The 21,990-nt window shown below is 71.1% G+C and carries 24 protein-coding genes and 1 riboswitch; of the genes, 11 read left to right on the top strand and 13 right to left on the bottom strand.

Annotated features, from left to right (window positions below; all coding sequences use genetic code 11):
* Positions 1-309 precede the first annotated feature (309 nt).
* The 3 genes from IE212_RS01560 to IE212_RS01550 all read left to right on the top strand — a co-directional run bounded on the left by IE212_RS01560 (position 310) and on the right by IE212_RS01550 (position 3,558).
* A complete protein-coding gene (locus IE212_RS01560; protein WP_190195830.1) occupies positions 310-669 on the top strand; it encodes a hypothetical protein in 360 nt (119 codons plus the stop codon).
* A 15-nt stretch (positions 670-684) separates the two neighbouring features.
* Complete coding sequence (locus IE212_RS01555; RefSeq protein ID WP_190195829.1) at positions 685-1,866, top strand: glutathionylspermidine synthase family protein; 1,182 nt, start codon at positions 685-687, stop codon at positions 1,864-1,866.
* Between the two features lie 121 nt (positions 1,867-1,987).
* Positions 1,988-2,074: riboswitch (ZMP/ZTP riboswitch) on the top strand.
* A 35-nt stretch (positions 2,075-2,109) separates the two neighbouring features.
* Complete coding sequence (locus IE212_RS01550; RefSeq protein ID WP_190195828.1) at positions 2,110-3,558, top strand: glycine hydroxymethyltransferase; 1,449 nt, start codon at positions 2,110-2,112, stop codon at positions 3,556-3,558.
* A 13-nt stretch (positions 3,559-3,571) separates the two neighbouring features.
* Here the strand turns inward: IE212_RS01550 and IE212_RS01545 are convergent, their stop codons facing one another.
* Positions 3,572-4,321, bottom strand: coding sequence for a hypothetical protein (locus IE212_RS01545; protein WP_373301312.1), 750 nt, complete (start codon positions 4,319-4,321; stop codon positions 3,572-3,574).
* Between the two features lie 122 nt (positions 4,322-4,443).
* On the opposite strand from IE212_RS01545, the gene trpS reads away from it, so the two are divergent.
* Positions 4,444-5,457 carry a tryptophan--tRNA ligase gene (trpS, locus tag IE212_RS01540; RefSeq protein WP_190195827.1) on the top strand — a complete coding sequence of 338 codons (1,014 nt, stop codon included), beginning with the start codon at positions 4,444-4,446 and terminating at the stop codon, positions 5,455-5,457.
* A gap of 142 nt (positions 5,458-5,599) precedes the next feature.
* Positions 5,600-6,178 carry a 2'-5' RNA ligase family protein gene (locus tag IE212_RS01535; RefSeq protein ID WP_190195826.1) on the top strand — a complete coding sequence of 193 codons (579 nt, stop codon included), beginning with the start codon at positions 5,600-5,602 and terminating at the stop codon, positions 6,176-6,178.
* A 214-nt stretch (positions 6,179-6,392) separates the two neighbouring features.
* Here the strand turns inward: IE212_RS01535 and dprE2 are convergent, their stop codons facing one another.
* Together dprE2 and dprE1 are read right to left on the bottom strand one after the other, a co-directional pair.
* Positions 6,393-7,148: a decaprenylphospho-beta-D-erythro-pentofuranosid-2-ulose 2-reductase gene (gene dprE2 / locus IE212_RS01530; RefSeq protein ID WP_190195825.1), complete on the bottom strand. Its 756-nt coding sequence runs from the start codon at positions 7,146-7,148 to the stop codon at positions 6,393-6,395.
* Positions 7,149-7,167: 19 nt separating this feature from the next.
* Complete coding sequence (gene dprE1, locus IE212_RS01525; RefSeq protein WP_190195824.1) at positions 7,168-8,550, bottom strand: decaprenylphosphoryl-beta-D-ribose oxidase; 1,383 nt, start codon at positions 8,548-8,550, stop codon at positions 7,168-7,170.
* Positions 8,551-8,683: 133 nt separating this feature from the next.
* Here dprE1 and IE212_RS01520 point away from each other — a divergent pair, with 133 nt between their 5' ends.
* From IE212_RS01520 to IE212_RS01505, 4 genes are read left to right on the top strand one after another with little or no spacing between them, the layout of a single operon-like run.
* Positions 8,684-9,205: a phosphatase PAP2 family protein gene (locus IE212_RS01520; RefSeq protein WP_190195823.1), complete on the top strand. Its 522-nt coding sequence runs from the start codon at positions 8,684-8,686 to the stop codon at positions 9,203-9,205.
* On the top strand, positions 9,198-10,142 hold the full coding sequence (locus IE212_RS01515) for a decaprenyl-phosphate phosphoribosyltransferase (protein WP_190195822.1): 945 nt from the start codon (positions 9,198-9,200) through the stop codon (positions 10,140-10,142). The genes IE212_RS01520 and IE212_RS01515 overlap by 8 nt, the downstream gene beginning before the upstream one ends.
* The gene (locus IE212_RS01510; RefSeq protein ID WP_190195821.1) at positions 10,139-10,594 is read left to right on the top strand and encodes a GtrA family protein; all 456 of its coding nucleotides are present in this window, start codon (positions 10,139-10,141) and stop codon (positions 10,592-10,594) included. Before IE212_RS01515 ends, IE212_RS01510 begins: the two co-directional genes overlap by 4 nt.
* The gene (locus IE212_RS01505) at positions 10,582-11,502 is read left to right on the top strand and encodes a YihY/virulence factor BrkB family protein (protein ID WP_190195820.1); all 921 of its coding nucleotides are present in this window, start codon (positions 10,582-10,584) and stop codon (positions 11,500-11,502) included. Before IE212_RS01510 ends, IE212_RS01505 begins: the two co-directional genes overlap by 13 nt.
* Here the strand turns inward: IE212_RS01505 and IE212_RS01500 are convergent.
* The gene (locus IE212_RS01500) at positions 11,450-12,748 is read right to left on the bottom strand and encodes a D-alanyl-D-alanine carboxypeptidase family protein (RefSeq protein WP_373301311.1); all 1,299 of its coding nucleotides are present in this window, start codon (positions 12,746-12,748) and stop codon (positions 11,450-11,452) included. The two genes, IE212_RS01505 and IE212_RS01500, sit on opposite strands and share 53 nt — an antisense overlap.
* A 91-nt stretch (positions 12,749-12,839) precedes the next feature.
* Between IE212_RS01500 and IE212_RS01495 the strand changes: the two genes are divergently transcribed.
* Entirely contained in the window at positions 12,840-13,079 is a 240-nt protein-coding gene (locus IE212_RS01495; protein WP_030233351.1) for an SCO4848 family membrane protein, read from the top strand.
* Positions 13,080-13,102: 23 nt separating this feature from the next.
* Entirely contained in the window at positions 13,103-14,635 is a 1,533-nt protein-coding gene (locus IE212_RS01490) for a metallophosphoesterase (protein ID WP_190195818.1), read from the top strand.
* A 41-nt stretch (positions 14,636-14,676) separates the two neighbouring features.
* On the opposite strand, the gene IE212_RS01485 is transcribed toward IE212_RS01490, so the two are convergent.
* From IE212_RS01485 to IE212_RS01445, 9 genes are all read right to left on the bottom strand, one after another.
* Positions 14,677-15,420 (bottom strand): TetR/AcrR family transcriptional regulator, encoded by a 744-nt coding sequence (locus tag IE212_RS01485; protein ID WP_190195817.1) that lies wholly within the window; start codon positions 15,418-15,420, stop codon positions 14,677-14,679.
* Between the two features lie 32 nt (positions 15,421-15,452).
* Positions 15,453-15,917, bottom strand: coding sequence for a thiol-disulfide oxidoreductase DCC family protein (locus IE212_RS01480; RefSeq protein WP_190195816.1), 465 nt, complete (start codon positions 15,915-15,917; stop codon positions 15,453-15,455).
* A gap of 12 nt (positions 15,918-15,929) precedes the next feature.
* Positions 15,930-16,337, bottom strand: coding sequence for a hypothetical protein (locus IE212_RS01475; RefSeq protein ID WP_190195815.1), 408 nt, complete (start codon positions 16,335-16,337; stop codon positions 15,930-15,932).
* Positions 16,338-17,088: 751 nt separating this feature from the next.
* On the bottom strand, positions 17,089-17,709 hold the full coding sequence (locus tag IE212_RS01470; protein WP_190195814.1) for a Uma2 family endonuclease: 621 nt from the start codon (positions 17,707-17,709) through the stop codon (positions 17,089-17,091).
* 151 nt (positions 17,710-17,860) lie between these two features.
* Positions 17,861-18,640, bottom strand: a complete 780-nt coding sequence (locus tag IE212_RS01465) for a succinate dehydrogenase iron-sulfur subunit (protein WP_190195813.1) — start codon at positions 18,638-18,640, stop codon at positions 17,861-17,863.
* Positions 18,640-20,394, bottom strand: a complete 1,755-nt coding sequence (gene sdhA / locus IE212_RS01460) for a succinate dehydrogenase flavoprotein subunit (RefSeq protein WP_190195812.1) — start codon at positions 20,392-20,394, stop codon at positions 18,640-18,642. Before sdhA ends, IE212_RS01465 begins: the two co-directional genes overlap by 1 nt.
* Positions 20,395-20,413: 19 nt before the next feature.
* On the bottom strand, positions 20,414-20,896 hold the full coding sequence (locus tag IE212_RS01455; protein WP_190195811.1) for a succinate dehydrogenase hydrophobic membrane anchor subunit: 483 nt from the start codon (positions 20,894-20,896) through the stop codon (positions 20,414-20,416).
* Between the two features lie 5 nt (positions 20,897-20,901).
* A complete protein-coding gene (gene sdhC / locus IE212_RS01450) occupies positions 20,902-21,282 on the bottom strand; it encodes a succinate dehydrogenase, cytochrome b556 subunit (RefSeq protein WP_030233323.1) in 381 nt (126 codons plus the stop codon).
* A 219-nt stretch (positions 21,283-21,501) separates the two neighbouring features.
* Entirely contained in the window at positions 21,502-21,975 is a 474-nt protein-coding gene (locus IE212_RS01445; RefSeq protein WP_190195810.1) for a 2-oxo-4-hydroxy-4-carboxy-5-ureidoimidazoline decarboxylase, read from the bottom strand.
* Between the last annotated feature and the right edge of the window lie 15 nt (positions 21,976-21,990).

The raw sequence follows: 21,990 nt of genomic DNA, 5'->3' as shown, positions 1-21,990 counted from the left end.
TCGCCGCGCGTTCACGATTCGACAACATTTTTCGGTTGGTCCGGAACCGAAGGCCCTCACGGGCCGGGAAAGTACTTTCACTCGCCCCGTTGCGGCCGTGCTGTCCCGCGAAGACACCTCCGGCGCCCTCCCCGGACAGCACGTGCGTCCGCCGGGCCACGACACCAAGGGCGCATGTCACATCAAAGAGAACAAAACGACTGCGGCGGAGCGGTCGCCCAAGGGGGGCCGTGCGCGCACTCCCGCGCCGGTCTCTAGGCTGACCGCTCGGCAGTACATGACAGGAGCCAATCAGGGGGAGACACGGACATGGCGGAAACTCGGCGACGGCTGCGCTCGAGCACGGTGGTGCTGGGTGGCATGGGTGTCCTGGCGGCGGCCCTGTCCGCGTGCGGCTCCGACCCGGACCGCCGCTGCGTGGACCGGGACAGCTACGACTACATCAAGGGCTACAAGATCGTCGCCGACAAGAACTGCAAGTCGGGCAGCTCCTCCGCCGGCAAGAGCCGCAAGACCGGCAAGACCGGCAAGGCCAAGGTCGCGGACGCCGACTGGTACTACGACGCCGACGTCAGCGGCGGCTACGCCGAGGACGGCACCTTCAGCCGCAGCGAGGCCGTCGACCGGGGCGGCTTCGGCTGCTCGGGCTCCGGCAGCGGCGGCGGCTGACCGGGCCGGCCGCACATGGAACGCCGCACCATCGAGCCCCGCCCCGGCTGGCAGCGGACCGTCGAGGAACAGGGCCTGATATACCCCCTCACCCGCTACCCCGACGGCTCCCTGCGCCCCTACTGGGACGAGAGCGCGTACTACGTCTTCTCCCTTCCGGAGGTCGAGGCGCTGGAAGAGGTCGTCGAGGAACTCCACCGCATGTGCCTGGCGGCGGCCGACCACATCGTCTCCGAGGACCGTTTCGCGGACCTGGGCATCACCGACCCGCGGGTGGCTCGGGCCGTCGCCGAGTCCTGGCACCGCCGCGCCGAACTCCCCTCCGTCTACGGCCGCTTCGACCTCCGCTACGACGGCACCGGCCCGGCCCGACTGCTGGAGTACAACGCCGACACCCCCACCTCACTGGTGGAGGCCGCGTCCCCCCAGTGGTTCTGGATGGAGGAACGCTTCCCCGGCGCCGATCAGTGGAACTCCCTCCACGAACGCCTCATGGACGCCTGGCGCAGACAGGCCGCCCTCCTCCCGCCCGGCAGCCCCCTGTACTTCGCGTACTCCTCCGCCGACGAACTCGGCGAGGACCTCATGACGGTCGCCTACCTGAAGGAGACCGCCGAGCAGGCAGGCCTGGCCACCGACTGGATCTCCATGGAGGAGATCGGCTGGGAGCGCCTCTCCGGCCGCTTCGTCGACAACCGCCTCCGCTTCATCCGCAGCATCTTCAAGCTCTACCCCTGGGAGTGGCTGACCACCGACCGCTTCGCCGACCACGTCCTCGACACCCTCGACAACGGCGGAGGCACCGGCTCCACCCTGTGGATCGAACCGGCCTGGAAGATGCTCCTCAGCAACAAGGCGCTGCTGGCGATCCTCTGGGAGCTGTACCCGGACCACCCGAACCTTCTCCCCGCCTACCTGGACGGCCCCCGGGACCTGCCCGCGAAGGGCTGGGTCGCCAAGCCCCTCCTCGGCCGCGAGGGCGCGGGCGTCACGATCCACCAGCCCGGCTCCGACCCCGTCCTCCGCGACGAGCCCTGCTGCTACCAGCAGCTGGCCCCGCTGCCCGACTTCGACGGCAACCGCGTGGTGCTCGGCGCCTGGGTGGTGGAGAACGAGTCGGCGGGCCTGGGTATCCGGGAGTCCTCGGGCCTGATAACGGACGAGTACGCCCGGTTCCTGCCCCACGTGATTCTTTGAGTTGGGCCGGGGTCCGACGCCCTCAGGGGCGCGGAACTGCGCGATCAACCACGGCGGACCCGCACCCGACGACGGAGGACAACCCGGCAGACGCTCCCCGCCCACCTCACCCGGTAGGCTGGCCGAGGGCCGTGACTGGCGCGCTGGGATGGGCTGAACCATCGGGGAGCGGCCCGAGCAGAGAGAGCCGTGCGCCTGGGCCGTACCGTGAACGCTGAACACAACGTCCGGAGGTCCACCATCATGTCAGCCGAGCCCCTCTCCACCGCTTCCACCGCCTACCGCGCAGCCCTCGACGTCATCCGCGCCGTGGAACCCCGCGTGGCGGACGCCATCGGCCAGGAGGTCGCCGACCAGCGCGAGATGCTCAAGCTGATCGCCTCCGAGAACTACGCCTCCCCGGCCACACTCCTGGCGATGGGCAACTGGTTCAGCGACAAGTACGCCGAGGGCACCGTCGGCCGCCGCTTCTACGCCGGCTGCCGCAACGTCGACACCGTCGAGTCCCTCGCCGCCGAGCACGCCAAGGAGCTCTTCGGCGCCCGCCACGCCTACGTCCAGCCGCACTCCGGCATCGACGCCAACCTCGTCGCCTTCTGGGCCGTCCTCGGCGCCCGAGTCGAGGTTCCCTTCCTGGAGAAGACCGGCGTCCGCCAGATCAACGACCTGACCGACGCCGACTGGGCCGAGCTGCGCCAGGCCTTCGGCAACCAGCGGATGCTCGGCATGTCCCTGGACGCCGGCGGCCACCTCACCCACGGCTTCCGCCCGAACATCTCCGGCAAGATGTTCGACCAGCGCTCCTACGGCACCGACCCGGCCACCGGCCTGATCGACTACGAGGCGCTGCGCGCCCAGGCCCGCGAGTTCAAGCCGCTGATCATCGTCGCGGGCTACTCGGCCTACCCCCGTCTGGTGAACTTCCGGATCATGCGCGAGATCGCCGACGAGGTCGGCGCGACCCTCATGGTCGACATGGCGCACTTCGCGGGCCTGGTCGCCGGCAAGGTCCTCACCGGCGACTTCGACCCGGTGCCGCACGCCCAGATCGTCACGACGACCACCCACAAGTCGCTGCGCGGCCCCCGTGGCGGCATGGTCCTGTGCGACGACTCGCTCAAGGACCAGGTCGACCGCGGCTGCCCGATGGTCCTCGGCGGTCCGCTCCCGCACGTCATGGCCGCCAAGGCCGTCGCCCTCGCCGAGGCCCGCCAGGAGTCCTTCCGCGACTACGCCCAGCGCATCGTCGACAACTCCCGCGCCCTCGCCGAAGGCCTGATGCGGCGCGGCGCGACGCTGGTGACGGGCGGCACGGACAACCACCTGAACCTCATCGACGTCGCCTCCTCCTACGGCCTCACCGGCCGCCAGGCCGAGGCCGCCCTGCTCGACTCCGGCATCGTCACCAACCGCAACGCGATCCCCGCCGACCCGAACGGCGCCTGGTACACGTCGGGCATCCGCATCGGCACGCCCGCCCTGACGACCCGTGGCCTCGGCACCGCCGAGATGGACGAGGTGGCCGGCCTGATCGACCGCGTCCTCACCTCCACCGAGCCGGGCACCACCAAGTCGGGCGCCCCCTCCAAGGCGGCCCACGTCCTCGACGCGAAGATCGCCGACGAGATCTCCCGCCGCGCCACCGACCTCGTGGCCGGTTTCCCGCTGTACCCGGAGATCGACCTGGGCTGACGCCCACGGCCCGTCACTCGTCCAGGTCGATCAGCACCTGACGCGGCTCCTCCCGCGGCGGTCCGGCTTCCCGCCGGGCCGCCGCGCGGCGTATCAGCAGCGTGCCGCCGGCGCCGGCCACCAGTCCGGCGGCCAGGCCCGCCACCGCCCACCGGGCGTCACCCCGCACCGGGCCGGACAGCCCGCCCGCGGCCGTGCTCCCGACGGGCCCGCCCTCCGTACCGCCGTCACCGAGCAGCCGCCCCAGATCGAGCCGATCGAGGACGGAGCGCGGCGCCCGGTGCCAGCGGATGTCGTCGTCCGCCACGGCCGGCGCGGGATCCGAGCGCACCCAGGGCGTGCCGTCCTCGGCCACGAACAACTGGTCCTGACGCTCGACGGCCACGTCTCCACCCGGCGGCCGGTTCGTGCTCGGCCAGCCGCCGACCCCGGACAGCCCCCACACCACCGTGAGCCGGACCGGCGGATACCGTCCCTCGGCCCAGTCCTCGGGCACCCGTTCCGACCCCGCGTGCATCGGCTGCAGCAACTGCCACAGACGGGCGAAGGCCGGCTCGCCCGACCGCACCGCCGTCGCCCGGCCCGTGCCGCCCGCGACGACCATCGCCACGTCGGGCACGTCCCGCCCCCGCCCCTCGAGGGCCGCCGCGGCGGTCGTCGCCGTCGCGCACAGCACCAGAGCGGCCGCCACCGTCACGAGCAGCGCCCGCCACACCGTTCCGCCCGGGCCCCACCCCGGCCCCGGCCCGCATCGCGCCCCCATCGCCTCGCCTCCCCCTCCGCCTCCACGTCCTCACCCCTTGTTACACCGGAGTGGCGGAAGGGCAGCCCCTCTGTTTCCGGCCGGTTCCCGATCGCTCCCCGGGACCTGAGAGAATGGTGAACATGGCCTCTGACCGACCTCGCGTGCTCTCCGGGATCCAGCCCACCGCCGGCTCGTTCCACCTCGGCAACTACCTCGGCGCCGTCCGCCAGTGGGTGGCCCTGCAGGAGACTCACGACGCGTTCTACATGGTCGTCGACCTGCACGCGATCACCGTCCCGCAGGACCCGAAGGACCTGCGCGCGAACACCCGCCTGGCCGCCGCGCAGCTGCTCGCCGCGGGCCTGGACCCGGACCGCTGCACGCTCTTCGTCCAGAGCCACGTCCCCGAGCACGCCCAGCTCGCCTGGGTCATGAACTGCCTCACCGGCTTCGGCGAGGCGAGCCGGATGACCCAGTTCAAGGACAAGGCCGCCAAGCAGGGCGCCGAGCGCGCCTCCGTCGGCCTGTTCACGTACCCGATCCTCCAGGTCGCGGACATCCTCCTCTACCAGGCCCACGAGGTCCCGGTCGGCGAGGACCAGCGCCAGCACGTCGAGCTCACCCGTGACCTCGCCGAGCGCTTCAACGGCCGTTTCGGCCAGACCTTCACCGTCCCGAAGCCGTACATCCTCAAGGAGACGGCGAAGATCTACGACCTCCAGGACCCGTCGATCAAGATGAGCAAGTCGGCGTCCACGCCGAAGGGCCTCATCAACCTCCTCGACGAGCCGAAGGCCACCGCCAAGAAGGTCAAGAGCGCCGTCACGGACACCGACACCGTCATCCGTTACGACGCGGCGGAGAAGCCGGGCATCAGCAACCTCCTCGGCATCTACTCGACCCTCACCGGGGCGAGCGTCGCCGAGCTGGAGGAGAAGTACGCCGGCAAGGGGTACGGCGCGCTCAAGACGGACCTCGCCGAGATCATGGTCGACTTCGTCACGCCGTTCCGGGAGCGCACCCAGCAGTACCTGGACGACCCGGAGACGCTCGACTCGATCCTCGCCAAGGGCGCCGAGAAGGCACGCGCCGTCGCCGCGGAGACCCTCTCCCAGGCGTACGACAGGGTCGGCTTCCTGCCCGCCAAGCACTGAACCCGCTCCCGCGCACAGCCGTACCACCGGACAGCGCTGTACATCACTCCGGTTGCGCCTGCCCGTAACCGGGTCGTGGTCGTACAGTCGATAACCGGGTGGTCGTATCAGCGGCCCGCTAACTGAAACGACAGGAGACGACGTGGGGACCGTAACGATCGGTGTTTCGATCGCGGTCCCGGAGCCTCACGGCAGCCGGCTTCAGCAGCTGCGCGCGGGCTTCGGCGACGCCGCGGCTCACGGTATCCCCACGCACGTCACGCTGCTCCCACCGACAGAGGTCGACGAGTCCGCCCTGCCCGCCGTCGAGGCACACCTGACCGAGGTCGCCGCGGCCGGCCGCCCGTTCCCGATGCGGCTGTCCGGCACCGGTACGTTCCGGCCCCTGTCGCCGGTCGTCTTCGTCCGGGTCGTCGCCGGCGCGGAGGCCTGCACCGCGCTGCAGGAACAGCTCCGCGACCCCGCCGGGCCGATCGCACGCGAACTGGCGTTCCCGTACCACCCGCACGTCACCGTCGCCCACGGCATCGACGAGGCGGCGATGGACCACGCCTTCGAGGAACTCGCCGACTACGAGGCCCAGTGGCCCTGCACCGGCTTCGCCCTCTACGAACAGGGCGCCGACGGCGTGTGGCGAAAGCTGCGCGAGTTCCCCTTCGGCGGTGCGGTCGTCCCGCCCCAGGCCGGCCACGTCGAGCGCGGCTCGGTCCCCACGCGCTGACCGTCCCGACCGGACCGGCAGACCCACCGGGACGCCGCGCGCGGTCCGGATCGCTGACCGCGCCGGATCTCCATGAGCGCGCCGAACCAGCGGCCCCCGGCGCATCGCACGCCGACCGGACCGGCGAACCGCCGGAACATCGCGCCGGTTCAGGTCGCCGAAATCGCCCGAACACCGCCCTGGTTCAGACCGGCACCGCCGGAACACCCCCGCTTCAGACCGGCAGCCGCCGGAACACCGCGCGTGGCAGGTGCCGCAGGGCCGACATCACCACGCGGAGCGCGCCCGGTACCCACACCGTCTCCGAGCGGCGGCGCAGCCCCAGCTCCACGGCCGCCGCGACCGCCTCGGGCGTGGTGGCCAGTGGCGACTCGGGCAGGCCGGCGGTCATCCGGGTCCGGACGAAGCCGGGGCGGACGACCATGACGTGCACGCCGGTGCCGTGCAGCGCGTCGCCCAGGCCCTGCGCGAAGGCGTCGAGGCCCGCCTTGCTGGAGCCGTAGATGAAGTTGGCGCGGCGGGCCCGCTCGCCCGCGACGGAGGACAGGACGACCAGGGAGCCGTGCCCCTGGGCCTGGAGCGAGCGGGCACACACCAGGCCCGCCGAGACCGCGCCGGTGTAGTTGGTCTGCGCGACCCGCACCGCCGCCTGGGGGTCCCTTTCGTCGCGGGCCTGGTCGCCGAGGAGGCCGAAGGCGAGCAGCACCATGTCGACGTCGCCCTCGGCGAAGACCTTGCCCAGTACGGCCTCGTGGGAGGTGGGGTCGAGCGCGTCGAAGGCGACGGTGTGCACGTCGGCCCCGAGCCCGCGCAGCTGCCCGGCGGCCTCCTCCAGGGCGGGTGAGGGGCGGCCCGCCAGCCAGACCGTGCGGGTGCGGCGGGCGATCAGCCGGCGGGCGGTCGCCAGCGCGATCTCCGACGTGCCGCCGAGGACGAGCAGGGACTGGGGGAGGCCGAAGGCGTCCTTCATGACAGCTCCTAGAGGTTGCCTAGAGATCGAGGCGGCGGGCCAGGTCGGAGACGAACACCCCGCGCGGGTCCAGCTCGGCGCGCAGGGCGCGGAAGTCGTCCAGACGGGGGTACATCGCCGCGAGCAGCTCCGGGCGGAGCCGGGCGTCCTTGGCGAGGTAGACGCGTCCGTCCGCGGCGGCGACCTCCTCGTCGAGTTCGTCGAGGAACGCGCCGAGGCCGGGCAGGCCCGCCGGGATGTCCAGCGCCAGCGTCCAGCCCGGCACGGGGAAGGACAGCCAGCCCGGGTCGGACTCCCCGAAGCGCTTCAGGACGGCCAGGAAGGACGGACAGCGGCGCCCGGAGATGCGGCGCACGACGCGCCGCAGGGTGTCCTCCTGGCCGTGGCCGACGACGAACTGGTACTGCACGAATCCGCCGCGGCCGTACACCCGGTTCCAGTGGGGCACACCGTCCAGAGGGTGGAAGAAGGCGGAGATCCGCTGGAGTTGGCCGGACCGCGCGCGGGGGGCCTTGCGGTACCAGAGTTCGTTGAAGAGGCCCACGGTGGTCCGGCTGAGCAGGCCCTCGGGCAGGACGGCGGGGGCGGAGGGGAGGCGCAAGGTGCGGAAGGACAGCGGGTCGCGGCGCGCGCGTGCGGGGAGCGCGTCCAGGGGCGCGTGGTCGCCCCGGGTGAGGACCGCCCGGCCGGTGGCGGCGCCCCGGGCCAGCAGGTCGATCCAGGCGACCGAGTAGCGGTAGCGGTGGTCGGTGGCCGCCAGCCGGGCCATCAGATCGTCGAGGTCCGCGACCCGTTCGGTGTCGACGGACATCATCGCGGTCTCGACCGGCTGGAGCCGGATCGTCGCGGTGAGGATCACACCGGTGAGCCCCATGCCGCCCGCCGTCGCGTCGAAGAGCGGCGTGCCGGGGACCAACGTGCGGATCTCACCGTCGGCGGTGAGCAGTTCGAGGGAGAGCACGTGCCGCGAGAACGACCCCGAGACGTGGTGGTTCTTGCCGTGGATGTCGGCGCCGATCGCCCCGCCGACGGTCACATAGCGCGTGCCGGGGGTGACCGGCACGAACCAGCCGAGCGGCAGCAGCACCTCCATCAGCCGGTGCAGCGAGACGCCCGCGTCGCACAGCACGATGCCGCCGTCGGCGTCGATCGCGTGGACGCGGTCCAGGCCCGTCATGTCGAGCACGGCACCGCCCGCGTTCTGCGCCGCGTCCCCGTAAGCCCGTCCGAGACCCCGGGGGATACCGCCGCGCGCTCCGCAGTCCCGGACGGCCGCCGCGGCTTCCTCGTACGTCCGCGGGCGGATCAGCCGGGCCCCGCTGGGGGCGGTGCGGCCCCAGCCGGTGACCGTGGTGTGGTCCAGGCCCGTGACGTGCGGGGTGGAGTCGGTGTCGGCAGACATGTTCGTGACCGTAGCGCCCTGTTATGACCTATCAGTCAGAGAACATGGCATCCCTCCCCGAAATGGGTGATTAATGGGATGTCGCCCAATATTGCCGGAATTTGGGGCGGTCGGGCGTGAACAGTGAGTCCACATGGACGACCTCGACGACCTGCACGACATGGACCACCGGATCGTTTCGGCGCTGAGGGCGTGCGGCACCGACCCGCGTGTGGCCGGCGCCGCGCGCGCCCTGTCCTGGGCGGGGGAACACGCGGCGCTGTGGCTGGTGGCCGGGCTCACCGGAGCCGCAGTGGACGGCGGGCGGCGCGGCGCCTGGCTGCGCGGCACGGCCCTCACCGCGGGGGCGCACGTCGTCAGCATGGGCGTGAAGCGGGTCGTGCGCCGGCCGCGCCCCGCGCACGTCCAGCCCCTGGTGCGCACCGCCGGACGGCACTCCTTCCCCAGCTCGCACGCCACCTCCGCCGCGGCCGCCGCCGTCGCCTTCGGCGCCCTGGGGGCCCGCGCGGTCCCGCCCCTGGCCGCCCTGGTGTGCGTCGCACGGCTGGTGGCCGGCGTCCACTACCCCTCGGACATCGCGGCCGGTGCGGCCCTCGGCGCGCTCACGGCCCGGCTCGGCGCCCGCTGGATGAGGGGAGGCGCCCACCATGACTGAGACGGCCGTCCTGCGGCAGCGCACCCCCGAGGAGCGGCCCGCGCCACCCCGCAGGGGCGGTCTCCTGGCCGGTCTCGTCAGGACCACCCGCCCCCGGCAGTGGATCAAGAACGTCCTCGTGGTCGCCGCGCCGGCCGCCGCCGGGGAACTCTTCTCGCGGCACGCCCTCATCCAACTCGGCCTCGTCTTCCTTCTCTTCACCGCCTGCGCGGCCGCCGTCTACCTCGTCAACGACGCCCGCGACGTCGATGCCGACCGCGCCCACCCCACGAAGCGGCACCGCCCGATCGCCGCCGGGCAGGTCCCGGTACCCGTCGCCTACGCCGTCGGCGGCTGCCTCGCCGTCCTCGCGCCCGCCGCCGCGGCCTGGCTGTGCTCCCCGGTCGTCGCCGCGCTGCTGACCGCGTACGTGGGCATGCAACTGGCCTACTGCGTCAGCCTCAAGCACGTCCTCGTCGTCGACCTCGCCGTCGTCACGACCGGGTTCCTGATGCGGACGATGGCCGGCGGGCTCGCCCTCGGCATCCCGCTGTCGCGCTGGTTCCTGATCACGACCGGATTCGGCGCGCTGTTCATGGTCTCGGCCAAGCGCTACTCGGAGGCCGTGCAGATGGGCGGGTCGGCGGGCACCACGCGCGCGTTGCTCACCGAGTACACCACCGGCTACCTCCGCTTCGTCTGGCAGCTCGCGGCCGGCGTCGCCGTCCTCGGCTACTGCCTGTGGGCCCTGGAGGAGGGCGGCGTACCGCACACCAGCGTGCTGCCCTGGCGGCAGCTCTCCATGGTCGCCTTCATCCTCGCCGTCCTCAGGTACGCCGTCTTCGCCGACCGCGGCACCGCCGGCGAACCCGAGGACGTCGTGCTGCGCGACCGGGCGCTCGCCCTCATCGGCCTGGCGTGGGCGGCGATGTACGGCCTGGCGGTGGCCAATTGGTGACGACGCGCGCGTGGGAGAACCGGCCGGCTCTCCCCGGGCGCCGCGAACTGGCCGGCTTCGCCGTCGTCGGTCTCCTCGCCTACACCGTCGACCTGGCCCTGTTCACCTGCCTGCGCGGCCCCGCCGGACTCGACCCGCTCACCGCCAAGGCCCTGTCCTTCCTCGCCGCCTGCTCGGTCGCCTACGCGGGCAACGCCCTCGGCACCTACCGGAACACCCGGATCAAGGGCCTGCGGCCGTACGCCGTCTTCTTCGCGGTGAACCTCGCCGGTGCCGCCGTGCAGCTGCTGTGCCTGGCCGTCAGCCACTACGGCCTCGGCCTCACCTCGCAGCGCGCCGACACCGTCTCGGGCGCGGTCGTCGGTATGACGCTGGCCACAGTCCTGCGGTTCTGGGGTACCCGTACATGGGTGTTCCGGGCGGAGGGCAGAGTCGGATCATGGACTGGCTGAAAACGCTCCCTGTGGTGGGGCCGTGGGTGGGACGGTTGACGATCACCCACGCGTGGCGCTCGTACGAACGGCTCGACCGCGTGAAGTGGACGCGGCTGGCCGCCGCGATGACCTTCACGAGCTTCGTCGCGCTGTTCCCGCTGCTGACGGTGTCCGCCACCATCGCCGCCGCCACGCTCAGCACGGAGCAGCAGGACAGGCTCCAGGACAAGCTCGCCGAACAGGTGCCCGGCATCTCCGACCAGCTGGACATCGCCGGGCTGGTCGACAACGCCGGGACGATCGGCCTCATCGCCGGCGCCCTGCTGTTCTTCACCGGCGTCAGCTGGGCCGGTTCGATGCGCGAGTGCCTGCGGGCGGTGTGGGAGCTGCCCGACGAGGAGGAGAACCCCGCCCTGCGCTACGGCAAGGACGCGGGCGTCCTGATCGGCCTCGGCGGCGCGCTCCTGGTCACCATCGGCGCGTCCGCCGTCGCCTCCGCGATGGTCGGCTGGATCACCCGGCACCTGGGTGTCGACGAGGGCGGCTGGGGCGGCGTCCTGCTGCACGTCGCCGCGTTCCTGATAGCCGTGCTCGCGAACTTCCTGCTCCTGCTCTACGTCCTGACGCTGCTGCCCGGCGTCGAGCCGACGCGCCACCGCCTGGTCGTCGCCGCGCTGACCGGCGCGGTCGGCTTCGAACTGCTGAAACTGCTGCTCAGCGGCTATCTCCAGGGCGTAGCCGCGAAGAGCATGTACGGCGCCTTCGGCGTGCCCGTCGCGCTGCTGCTGTGGATCAACTTCACCTCGAAGCTGGTGCTGTTCTGCGCCGCCTGGACGGCGACGCAGAGCAAGGAGGAGGACGAGATCCCGGCCGTCAGGGGCGAGTCCGGCGGCGCACCAGATCCGGCAGCGGCCAGCGGCGGTTGACCAGGAACGCGCCGCCCGCGAGCAGCACCAGCACACCACCGGCGATGCCGAGCGCCGTCCCGATGCCACTGGCGCCGTCCGCGCCCGCGGCACCGGCCACCGGCTTGGAACCGGCCCTGGCCGTGCCGCTCCCGCCGTCCCCGGAGCCGCCGGCCTCGCCGGAGGGGTTCGCGCCGGGCCGGTCACCGGCCCCCGCGGCGCTCTTCGGCGGCACCAGCTCGCCCACCGGCTGCACCTTCCCGGCCGCCTGGAAGCCCCAGTCGAACAGCCTGGCGGTCTCCTTGTAGACCTCGTTGTGCTCCCTCTTCTCCGGGTTCATCACCGTGACCAGCAGCACCTTGCCGTTCCGCTCGGCGACACCGGTGAAAGTGGCTCCCGCGTTGGTGGTGTTGCCGTTCTTGACGCCCGCGATGCCCTGGTAGACGGGCAGGCCCGCGTCGCCGCTCAGCAGCCGGTTGGTGTTCTGGATCTCGAAGGGCGTGCGGACCTTCTTGCCCTTCTTCGTCTCGCCGGGGAACTTCGCGGTGACCGTCGAGGCGTACTCGCGGAAATCCTTCTTCTGCATCCCGGAGCGGGCGATCAGCGTCAGGTCGTAGGCCGACGACACCTGCCCCTCGGCGTCGTAGCCGTCCGGGCTGACGACATGCGTGTCGAGGGCCTGGAGCTCCTCGGCGTGCTCGTTCATCTCCTTGACGGTGTTGCCGACGCCCTTGTTCATCGCGGACAGCACGTGCACGGCGTCGTTGCCGGAACGCAGGAAGACCCCGAGCCACAGATCGTGCACGGTGTAGGTCTCGTCCTCCTTTATCCCCACCATGCTGGAGCCCGGGCCGATACCGGCCAGGTCGGCGGGGACGACCTTGTGCTCGGCCGTCCTCGGGAACTTCGGCAGCAGCGTGTCCGCGAACAGCATCTTCAGCGTGCTCGCCGGGGCGAGCCGCCAGTGCGCGTTGTGCGCGGCCAGCACGTCGCCGGTCTCGGCGTCGGCGACGATCCAGGAGCGGGCGCTGACGTCCTTCGGCAGCACCGGCACGCCGCTCGCCAGGTTCACCTGCGTCCCCGGCCGCCCGAGCCGGGCCCCGCCCACCGTCGACATCGACGCCGGGGGAGTGGCCGAGGGGCTCGCCGACGAGCTGCCCGAGGGCTTCGGGGCGGCGACGGCGGCGGGCACGGCCAGGGCCAGGGACGACAGGACGACGGAGGTGACCAGCAGGGATCGCCTGCTGGTCTTCTTCGGAGCGGGCACGGTCGGAAACGTACATGCCGTCCGGGGGGAAGTCCCGCCTCCGCCCCCACCCCGGGAACGGAACCGGACACGCGGTGGCGATACTGGGTGCATGAAGCTCAGCCGTCCCGTCTCCTGGTTCCTGCTCGCCTTCGGGGTGTGGAGCTGGGTCATCTGGATCACTTTCGTCAAGAACCTCGTCAAGGACGGCAGCGGGCTCGCCTTCGACGATGGTCATCCCACGGCGTACTTCTGGGTGCACCTGCTGCTCGCGGTCGTCTCCTTCGTATTGGGGACGGCCATCGGGGCCATCGGGTTGCGTGGTCTGCGCGCACTGCGCCGGACGTCATAACGGCAGTCGGGAGACACCACACCGTGATCATCGCCTTCGTGCTCGTCGCGACTGTGGTCCTGGCCGTCCTCGTGACGGCCAACTGGTACGTGTGGCGACGCCTGTTCCGCGACACGACCCGCGGCCCCGGGCTCGCCCGTCGCGCGGGCGCCGCCCTCATCGCCGGCGGCTGGGCCCTCGCGATCGCCGCCCTGGTCGCCGAACGCACCGGCGCCCCCTTCTGGCTCCAGCGGACCCTCGCCTGGCCGGGCTTCCTGTGGCTGGCCCTGTCGGTCTACCTGCTGCTGGGCGTGGTGGCGGGGGAGGCCGTACGGCCACTGCTGCGGCGGTTCCTGGCACGGCGGGCGAGCGCGAGCGCCGTAACGGGGCCGGGGACGGCGGTGAAGCCCGGCGCACCGGCGGAATCCGGGGCGGCAGCCGACGCCGGGCCCGGCACCGGCACTCCCGCCGCGCACGGCGGACCGGCGACCTCCGCGCCGCGGGCGGACCGGTCCGGCGCGCCCGGCGCGGCGCCCGCCCCAGCGGCCGCCACCGCCCAGACCGCCCACGGCGGCGGAGCGACCACTTCCGCCACGGCCGCCGAACTTTCCGCGAAGGCCGCGGATCCTTCCGCGAAGGCCGCCGATCATGCCGCCCCCGACCCGCGGGCGGAGCTCACGCCCCGCGCCCCCGGGGCTTCCCCGCAGTCACTCACCACCGCGACCGGCACGAACAACACCACCGCACCCGGTCCGTCCCGGCGTCTCTTCGTGTCCCGCGTCGTCGCCGGGGCAGCCGCAGCCGCCGCCGCCGGGACCGTGGGGTACGGCACCTACGGCGTGCTGAGGGGGCCCGGGGTCAAGCGCGTCACCGTGCCGCTGGCGAAGCTGCCGCGTGCCGCGCACGGCTACCGCATCGCCGTGGTCAGCGACATCCACCTCGGCCCGGTCCTCGGCCGCGGCTTCGCCCAGAAGGTCGTCGACACGATCAACTCGACCCAGCCCGACCTGATCGCGGTGGTCGGCGACCTGGTCGACGGCAGCGTGAAGGACCTGGGCCCCGCCGCGGCGCCCCTGGCCCGGCTGAGGGCCCGTCACGGCTCGTACTTCGTCACCGGGAACCACGAGTACTTCTCCGGCGCCGAACAGTGGGTCGAGGAGGTCCGGCGCCTGGGTCTCGACCCGCTGGAAAACGCCCGCAGGGAGATGCCGTACTTCGACCTGGCCGGAGTCAACGACGTGGCGGGCGAGGAGGAGGGCCAGGGCCCCGACTTCGCACGGGCCCTCGGCGACCGCGACACCGCACGCGCCTGCGTCCTGCTCGCCCACCAGCCCGTCCAGATCCACGACGCCGTCGAGCACGGCGTCGATCTCCAGCTCTCCGGCCACACCCACGGCGGCCAGCTCTGGCCCGGCAACCTCATCGCCGCCGGCGCCAACCCGACCCTCGCGGGCCTGGAGCGCTACGGCGACACCCAGCTCTACGTCTCCCGAGGCGCGGGCGCCTGGGGCCCGCCCACCCGGGTGGGCGCACCGTCGGACATCACACTGATCGAGCTGGCGTCGAAGCAGGCCTGACCTGTGAGAACGCTGTGAAAACGGACCTCCGGATCTGAGGTCTAGGAGCCGGTGCCGCGCGCTGACGGGTCCGGGACCGCCTTCGTCATGCCCGGCAGGAAGTCCGTGAACAGCTCGTGCACCTCCCGCACGAGCGGCCGCAGCACCCGGAAGCGGGCCAGGGCGACGCCCCGTGCGGTGAGCCGGGCCCCGCGCTCGGCGAGCCGGTAACTGCGCTCCCGGCCCTCGGTCCGGTCGAAGACCCAGTACAGGACGAGTCCCATCTGCGACAGCCACATCAACTCGGGCAGGACATCCCGCAGTTCCTCCGGAACCTTCGTCTTCGTCGCCCCGGCCAGCACCTCCCGGTGGATGCTGATGGCCTCCTCGCGCGCGTGCTCCGACTCGGGCGAGAAGGGGCTGAGCGGGCTGTCCGGGTCGGCGGCGTTCTTGAAGAACTGCACCGCGAACTCGTGGTACGGCCTGGCGATGTCCAGCCAGGCCCGCAGCACACCCGCGAGCCGCGCCTCCAGGTCGGTCTCCCGCGCCAGGACCTCCCGCACCGCCACCTGGTGCTCGGTGGCGATCCGGTCGTAGAAGCCCTGGATCAGGTGCTCCTTGCCCGCGAAGTAGTAGTACGCGTTGCCGACGGAGACCCCGGCCTCCTTGGCGATGGCCCGCATCGTCGTCTTGTCGTACCCGCGCTCCTGGAACAGCCGCATGGCCGTCTCCAGGATCAGGGCGCGGGTCTGCTCGGACTTGCTGGGGGCGGCGCCGTCACCGGGGCCGTCGTTCTTCGCGCACACGGGAAGAGAGCCTATCGCCGGTACCGGCGCGGTCACCGGGGGGCGCAGGTGCCGTCGGCGCAGCCGGGCGCGGTGTGGCTCCAGCCGCCGTCCGGGTCGTACGTCCACCCGTCCGCGCGCCGGTACCCCCGGCCGCCCCACTGCGCCCCGCGCCACTTGGCGGCGGTGAGCACCGCGCCTCTCGCGAGCCAGGCCCCGGACGGCGTGCTGAGCCGGTGGGCGAGCGGCCGGTACTCCCGCAGCGCCCACAGGGTGACGACCCACGCGGCGGGCCCCCGGTAGACCTGCCCGGCGTCGCCGACGACGGTGATCTCCTCGAGGGTGGTGCCGTGGTCGAGGCCGGGGAACCGCCGCCGGGCCTCCTCGGAGCCGGCCGGGACCGGCTCCAGCGGCACCAGCTGGGGCTGCCGCCGGAGCCAGTCGCGCAGGAACGCGCACAGGGAGCACTCGGCGTCGTACAGGACGGTGAGCCGGCGGACCGGTGCGGTGGCGTCCATGCCGCTCTCCGCTCAGGCCTTGGCCTGCGGGGCCACCCAGCCCTGCGGCGGCACCGGCGGCGTCTGCTCCCGCTCCATCGCACCCCGCCGCCGGATCCGGTTGAGCACGTAGACGTTGCCCAGGTGCATCACACCCAGCACCAGCAGCACGACGCCGAGCTTCGTCGACAGCGCCTCGAAGACGCCACGGGCGGTGGTGATGGTCTCGTCGCCGCTCAGGTACAGCGCGACGAACCCGAGGTTGACGAGGTAGAAGCCGACCACGAGGAGGTGGTTGACGGCATCGGCGAGCTTCTCGTTGCCGTGCAGCACGTCGGCGAGGAAGACCCTCCCGTTACGGCTCAGCGTGCGAGCCACCCAGACGGTCAGCCCGATGCTGACCAGCAGGTAGATGACGTAGGCGACGACCGTGCGGTCCATTGCCCCACCCTTCTTGAACACGTTCAACCGCTGTCGTGGATGACTCTATCCTATTTTTGAACGTGTTCAACAAGCTGGGTCGATGTGTGTGGGCAGGGCCTCGGACAGCCCGGGACACGAGAGAGGGCCGGGACCGTCTGCCGAAGACGGCGGTCCCGGCCCTCATGTCTCGACGACGTCACCCGAGCCGGCCCACGCCTGGACGTCGAAGATCGAACCGACCGGCGGCGGCACCGGCTGCAAGTCGGCCAACGGCACCACCAGGGGCCCCGGACCACCTACGCCTTGTCCTCGGGCCCGGTAGCCGACGCACCCGACGCGGCAGCGGACGCCACCGCCCCCGACGACCCCTCGCTTCGACCCTCGCGGCGGCGGCCCCGGCCCGCGACACGGTGGCCACGGGCACGACGGCCTACCACCATTCGTTCACCTTCGACTGGCTCGGCAACCGGCCAAGCTTACGGAACACGACCCTGCGGACGCGGCGAGAAACGTCACCTGCACGTACGGCTACAGCAAGACGGTTGCGGGCAGCGGCACATCGACCTACACGTCCCAACCGCACACCATGACGTGGATCCTCCGTGAGCCGGTCGCGGCCACGTTCACTCCCGTTTCCAGCGGGACGCCGTTGGCTGATCTGATCGGCAACCACAACAGTCGTTTGCGTCTCAGCGACACGCCGGCCTTACCGCGTGCCGCTGAGACTGAGCGGACACTCACCGCTCGCTCGGTGCGCCGGCCTTGCTGATCAGTCGGCCGCTTTCGGCTGGCCGGCCTTGAGGATCTCGGCCACGTCGAGGGTCACTTTGGCGCCGATGGAGTCGGGGAGGGTGACGAGCTCGCCGGGGGCGTGCGGGCGGTGGTTCTCGTAGGTGCTTCCCGCCGGGTCGGTCAGGACGTGGAGACGTTGGTGCTTGCGGTCCACGATGACGTAGACCGGAACTTTCGCCTCGGCGTAGGCGGCCACCTTCGTCTTCAGGTCGTTCTTCCAATTGCTGGAGGTGACCTCCAGCACCAAGCGGAAGCAGACCGCGTCGTAGGCGTTGTTCTCGACGTGATGGTCCTCGAAATCGGCGTCCACGATCGCAAGATCAGGGATGGCGTAGTCCTCCGGCTCCATGGGCAGCCAAAGACCGACGCCCTGAAGGACCTCGGTTTCGCCTCCATCCAGGTCGGCTGCCATGAAGGGACGCATGAGCTTGGTCAGCGCGCGAGCATGGGCGCCGTCAGGGGACGGGGTCACGAGGAGATGGCCTCCGATGATCTCGACGCGGTAGCCCGGATGGCGCTCCATGATCTCGTCGGCGATGGTCGTCAGGGTGACCGGCTCTTCGTCGTGGAAGGGCTGCTCGACGGAAGCTGCGGACATCAGGTGCCTCCTGGGGGCTGGTGTCGAGAGCATCATCGTAGGTCGGAGGGTGCCAGGGCGTCCTTCGCAGCCGCTTCACCCGAAGGTGTGGCATATGCCAGAGGGCCCCGTCACCAGCGGAAACGGGGCCCTCATGAGCAAGCGGCGAAGCTCAGTACCGGCGCGTGATCAGCGCCCGCTTCACCTCGGCGATCGCCTTCGTGACCTCGATACCGCGCGGGCAGGCGTCCGTGCAGTTGAAGGTCGTGCGGCAGCGCCACACGCCGTCGCGGTCGTTGAGGATCTCCAGGCGCTGCTCGCCCGCCTCGTCACGCGAGTCGAAGATGAAGCGGTGCGCGTTGACGATGGCGGCCGGGCCGAAGTACTGGCCGTCGTTCCAGAAGACCGGGCAGGACGTGGTGCAGGCCGCGCAGAGGATGCACTTCGTGGTGTCGTCGAAGCGCTCGCGGTCCTCGGCGGACTGCAGCCGCTCACGCGTGGGCTCGTTCGTGTCCTTCGTGATGAGGAAGGGCATGACGTCCCGGTACGCCTGGAAGAACGGCTCCATGTCGACCACGAGGTCCTTCAGGACCGTGAGGCCCTTTATGGCCTCGACCGTGATCGGCTTCTCGGGGTTGATGTCCTTGATCAGGGTCTTGCAGGCGAGACGGTTCTTGCCGTTGATCCGCATGGCGTCGGAGCCGCAGATGCCGTGCGCGCAGGAGCGGCGGAACGTCAGCGTGCCGTCGAGCTCCCACTTGATCTTGTGGAGGGCGTCGAGGACACGCTCCTTGGGGTCGATCTCCACCTGGAAGTCTTCCCACACCGCCTCCGCCGCGACCTCGGGGTTGAAGCGGCGGATGCGGAAGGTGACCGTGATGTAGGGGGAGTCGGCGAAACCGGCCTCGGGCTTGCCGGCCGCGTCTCCCTTGTCCAGAACGGGGGTAGCCATCAGTACTTACGCTCCATCGGCTGGTAGCGGGTCTGGACGACCGGCTTGTAGTCGAGACGGACGGTTTCGGTGCCGTCGGCGCCGACCTCGCGGTACGCCATGGTGTGCCGCATGAAGTTGACGTCGTCGCGGTTCGGGTAGTCCTCGCGGTAGTGACCGCCGCGGGACTCCTTGCGGGCGAGCGCGGAGACCGCCATGACCTCGGCGAGGTCCAGCAGGTTGCCCAGCTCGATGGCCTCCAGCAGGTCCGTGTTGAACCGCTTGCCCTTGTCCTGGATCGAGACGTTCTTGTAGCGCTCGCGCAGCTCCGCGATCTTCTCGACCGCCGTCTTGATCGTCTGCTCGGTGCGGAACACCATGACGTTGGCGTCCATGGTCTCCTGCAGCTCGCGACGCAGCACCGTCACGCGCTCGGTGCCGGTGGAGTTGCGCAGCCTCTCCACCTGCTCGATCACGAGCTCCGCGGGGTTCTCCGGCAGCTCGACGAACTCCGCCTTCTGCGCGTACTCCGCGGCCGCGATGCCGGCGCGCTTGCCGAACACGTTGATGTCCAGCAGGGAGTTCGTGCCGAGCCGGTTCGCGCCGTGCACGGACACGCAGGCGACCTCGCCGGCCGCGTACAGGCCGGGGACGACCGTGGTGTTGTCCGCCAGGACCTCACCCTCGACGTTGGTCGGGATGCCGCCCATCGCGTAGTGCGCGGTGGGCTGGATCGGGATCGGGTCCGTGTAGGGCTCGATGCCGAGGTAGGTGCGGGCGAACTCGGTGATGTCGGGCAGCTTGGCGTCCAGCTGCTCCGGCGGGAGGTGCGTGAGGTCGAGGTAGACGTGGTCGCCCTCGGGGCCGCAGCCGCGGCCCTCACGGATCTCCGTGTAGATCGAGCGGGACACGACGTCCCGGGACGCGAGGTCCTTCATGACCGGCGCGTACTTCTCCATGAAGCGCTCGCCGTCCTTGTTGCGGAGGATGCCGCCCTCACCGCGGGCGCCCTCCGTCAGCAGGATGCCCATGCGCCAGATGCCGGTCGGGTGGAACTGGAAGAACTCCATGTCCTCCAGCGGCAGACCGCGGCGGTAGACCGCCGCCTGGCCGTCACCGGTCAGGGTGTGCGCGTTGGACGTCACCTTGAAGAACTTGCCGCAGCCGCCGGAGGCGTAGATCACGGACTTCGCCTGGAAGACGTGGATCTCACCGGTGGCCAGCTCGTACGCCACCACACCGGCGGACTTCTTGACGCCGTCGACCTCGGTGATCAGCTGGTCGAGGACGTAGAACTCGTTGTAGAACTCCACGCCCTCCTTGACGCAGTTCTGGTACAGCGTCTGGAGGATCATGTGGCCGGTGCGGTCGGCCGCGTAGCAGGAGCGGCGGACCGGGGCCTCGCCGTGGTTGCGGCTGTGACCGCCGAAGCGGCGCTGGTCGATGGTGCCGTTCGGGGTGCGGTTGAACGGCAGGCCCATCTTCTCCAGGTCGAGGACCGAGTCGATGGCCTCCTTCGCGAGGATCTCGGCGGCGTCCTGGTCGACCAGGTAGTCACCGCCCTTGACCGTGTCGAAGGTGTGCCATTCCCAGTTGTCCTCCTCCACGTTGGCCAGCGCGGCGGCCATGCCGCCCTGCGCGGCGCCCGTGTGGGAGCGGGTGGGGTAGAGCTTGGTGAGCACGGCGGTGCGGCTGCGCTTCGTCGACTCGATGGCGGCGCGCATACCGGCGCCACCGGCGCCGACGATGACGGTGTCGTACTTGTGGATCTTCATGATTCTCGCAGCCCCGTGCCTAGCGGATGTTCGGGTCGAAGGTGAAGATCACCAGCGTGCCCAGCAGGATGGTGAACACCGTGGCGGTGTAGAGCAGAGCCTTCAGCCACAGCCGGGTGTTCGCGCGCTCCGCGTAGTCGTTGATGACCGTGCGCAGGCCGTTGGCGCCGTGCAGCATCGCGAGCCACAGCATCAGCAGGTCCCAGACCTGCCAGAACGGGGATGCCCAGCGGCCGGCCACGAAGGCGAAGCCGATCTTGGACACGCCGCCGTCCAGCACCAGCTGGATGAGCAGGTGGCCCAGGACCAGGACGACCAGCACGATGCCGGACAGGCGCATGAACAGCCAGGCCGCGAGCTCGAAGTTGCCCCGGGTGGTCTTCGGGGTCTTCTTGGTGCGCTTGCGCGGGGCCTCGATGAAGGGCGCCGGGTTGTCTACGGTGTAGACGGCGCCGCCCTCGACGGGGCCGACGCCGGCGGCGGTCTTGTCAGTCGTGGACATTGGCGTCAGCTCCCGAACAGTTCACGAGCGGCGTGGCCGAGGACGGGGTAGATCGCCCCCAGCATCAGCACGACCCACACGGCGACGACGGTCCAGAGCATCTGCTTCTGGTACCGGGCCCCCTTGATCCAGAAGTCGACGGCGATGACACGCAGGCCGTTGAGCGCGTGGAAGAGGATGGCGGCGACGAGGCCGTACTCCAGCAGCGCGACGATCGGCGTCTTGTACGTGGCCACGACGTTGTCGTAGGCCTCCGGGGACACACGGACGAGTGCGGTGTCCAGCACGTGAACGAACAGGAAGAAGAAAATGAGGACGCCGGTGACTCGGTGAGCCACCCAGGACCACATTCCTTCCCGGCCGCGGTACAGCGTTCCAGCCGGCACGGAAGTTTCCTCCGGGAGCGGGGATTGGGGCCGCGCCGGCTTGGTGTGTCGGTCGGGCCCGGCCGGGTACGGTCCACCGGCCCCCAGCATCGTAGCGAGACGCTGTCGCTCGGTTGAGCGGGGGTCCCCGGGTGTGATCAAACCGGCATGCAAAGAGGTACTGGTGGGCTAGTGCGGCCAGGGGGTGTGGGGCGGGCCGGGGCCGCCGGGTGCGGGTCGTCAGTGGTTGATCGCGCAGTTCCCCGCGCCCCTGAGGCACTTCAGCAGACGTCCCCTCGCGAGGCGCCGCAGTTCGTCCGCCACCACCGTCCGCTCCTCCTCCGGATCGTTGGTCAATCGTGACCGGACGGCCTCCAGGAGGCGGTCCAGGACCTCACCCGGTGCCACGCCGTCCAGGCAGATGACGAACACGTGCCCGAAGCGGGCCTCGTAGGCGGCGTGGGCCGCGCTCAGGGCCGTGTGGGCCGCCGAGTAGGTGTCCTCGGGGAGGGGAGGGAGGGACTCGGCCGCCAGGGCCTCGATCAGGTCGGGCCAGGTCAGGTCGTAGGCCGCCTCGTCCGCCGCGGCCAGCAGGGAGTCCAGGTCCGGATAGGGGCGGTGTTCCGCGATGCGGCCAGACCAGCGGGGGCTGTGCAGGCAGCTGAGGAGGATCCGGTGCAGGTCCTCGTCGGAGGCCGTGTTGACGTGCTCCACCGGTATGGCGAGTCG

It is taken from the genome of Streptomyces djakartensis (assembly GCF_014651075.1).
Classification (GTDB): Bacteria; Actinomycetota; Actinomycetes; order Streptomycetales; family Streptomycetaceae; genus Streptomyces; species Streptomyces djakartensis.
This window is presented reverse-complemented; position numbering and strand designations above follow the sequence as displayed.

Bases quoted from the DNA above. Each gene is read 5' to 3' on its own strand.
- IE212_RS01560 (WP_190195830.1), top strand. From the start codon at position 310: ATGGCGGAAACTCGGCGACGGCTGCGCTCGAGCACGGTGGTGCTGGGT.
- IE212_RS01555 (WP_190195829.1), top strand. From the start codon at position 685: ATGGAACGCCGCACCATCGAGCCCCGCCCCGGCTGGCAGCGGACCGTC.
- IE212_RS01550 (WP_190195828.1), top strand. From the start codon at position 2,110: ATGTCAGCCGAGCCCCTCTCCACCGCTTCCACCGCCTACCGCGCAGCC.
- IE212_RS01545 (WP_373301312.1), bottom strand. From the start codon at position 4,321: ATGGGGGCGCGATGCGGGCCGGGGCCGGGGTGGGGCCCGGGCGGAACG.
- trpS (WP_190195827.1), top strand. From the start codon at position 4,444: ATGGCCTCTGACCGACCTCGCGTGCTCTCCGGGATCCAGCCCACCGCC.
- dprE2 (WP_190195825.1), bottom strand. From the start codon at position 7,148: ATGAAGGACGCCTTCGGCCTCCCCCAGTCCCTGCTCGTCCTCGGCGGC.
- dprE1 (WP_190195824.1), bottom strand. From the start codon at position 8,550: ATGTCTGCCGACACCGACTCCACCCCGCACGTCACGGGCCTGGACCAC.
- IE212_RS01520 (WP_190195823.1), top strand. From the start codon at position 8,684: ATGGACGACCTCGACGACCTGCACGACATGGACCACCGGATCGTTTCG.
- IE212_RS01515 (WP_190195822.1), top strand. From the start codon at position 9,198: ATGACTGAGACGGCCGTCCTGCGGCAGCGCACCCCCGAGGAGCGGCCC.
- IE212_RS01505 (WP_190195820.1), top strand. From the start codon at position 10,582: ATGGACTGGCTGAAAACGCTCCCTGTGGTGGGGCCGTGGGTGGGACGG.
- IE212_RS01495 (WP_030233351.1), top strand. From the start codon at position 12,840: ATGAAGCTCAGCCGTCCCGTCTCCTGGTTCCTGCTCGCCTTCGGGGTG.
- IE212_RS01480 (WP_190195816.1), bottom strand. From the start codon at position 15,917: ATGGACGCCACCGCACCGGTCCGCCGGCTCACCGTCCTGTACGACGCC.
- IE212_RS01475 (WP_190195815.1), bottom strand. From the start codon at position 16,337: ATGGACCGCACGGTCGTCGCCTACGTCATCTACCTGCTGGTCAGCATC.
- IE212_RS01470 (WP_190195814.1), bottom strand. From the start codon at position 17,709: ATGTCCGCAGCTTCCGTCGAGCAGCCCTTCCACGACGAAGAGCCGGTC.
- IE212_RS01465 (WP_190195813.1), bottom strand. From the start codon at position 18,640: ATGGCTACCCCCGTTCTGGACAAGGGAGACGCGGCCGGCAAGCCCGAG.
- sdhA (WP_190195812.1), bottom strand. From the start codon at position 20,394: ATGAAGATCCACAAGTACGACACCGTCATCGTCGGCGCCGGTGGCGCC.
- IE212_RS01455 (WP_190195811.1), bottom strand. From the start codon at position 20,896: ATGTCCACGACTGACAAGACCGCCGCCGGCGTCGGCCCCGTCGAGGGC.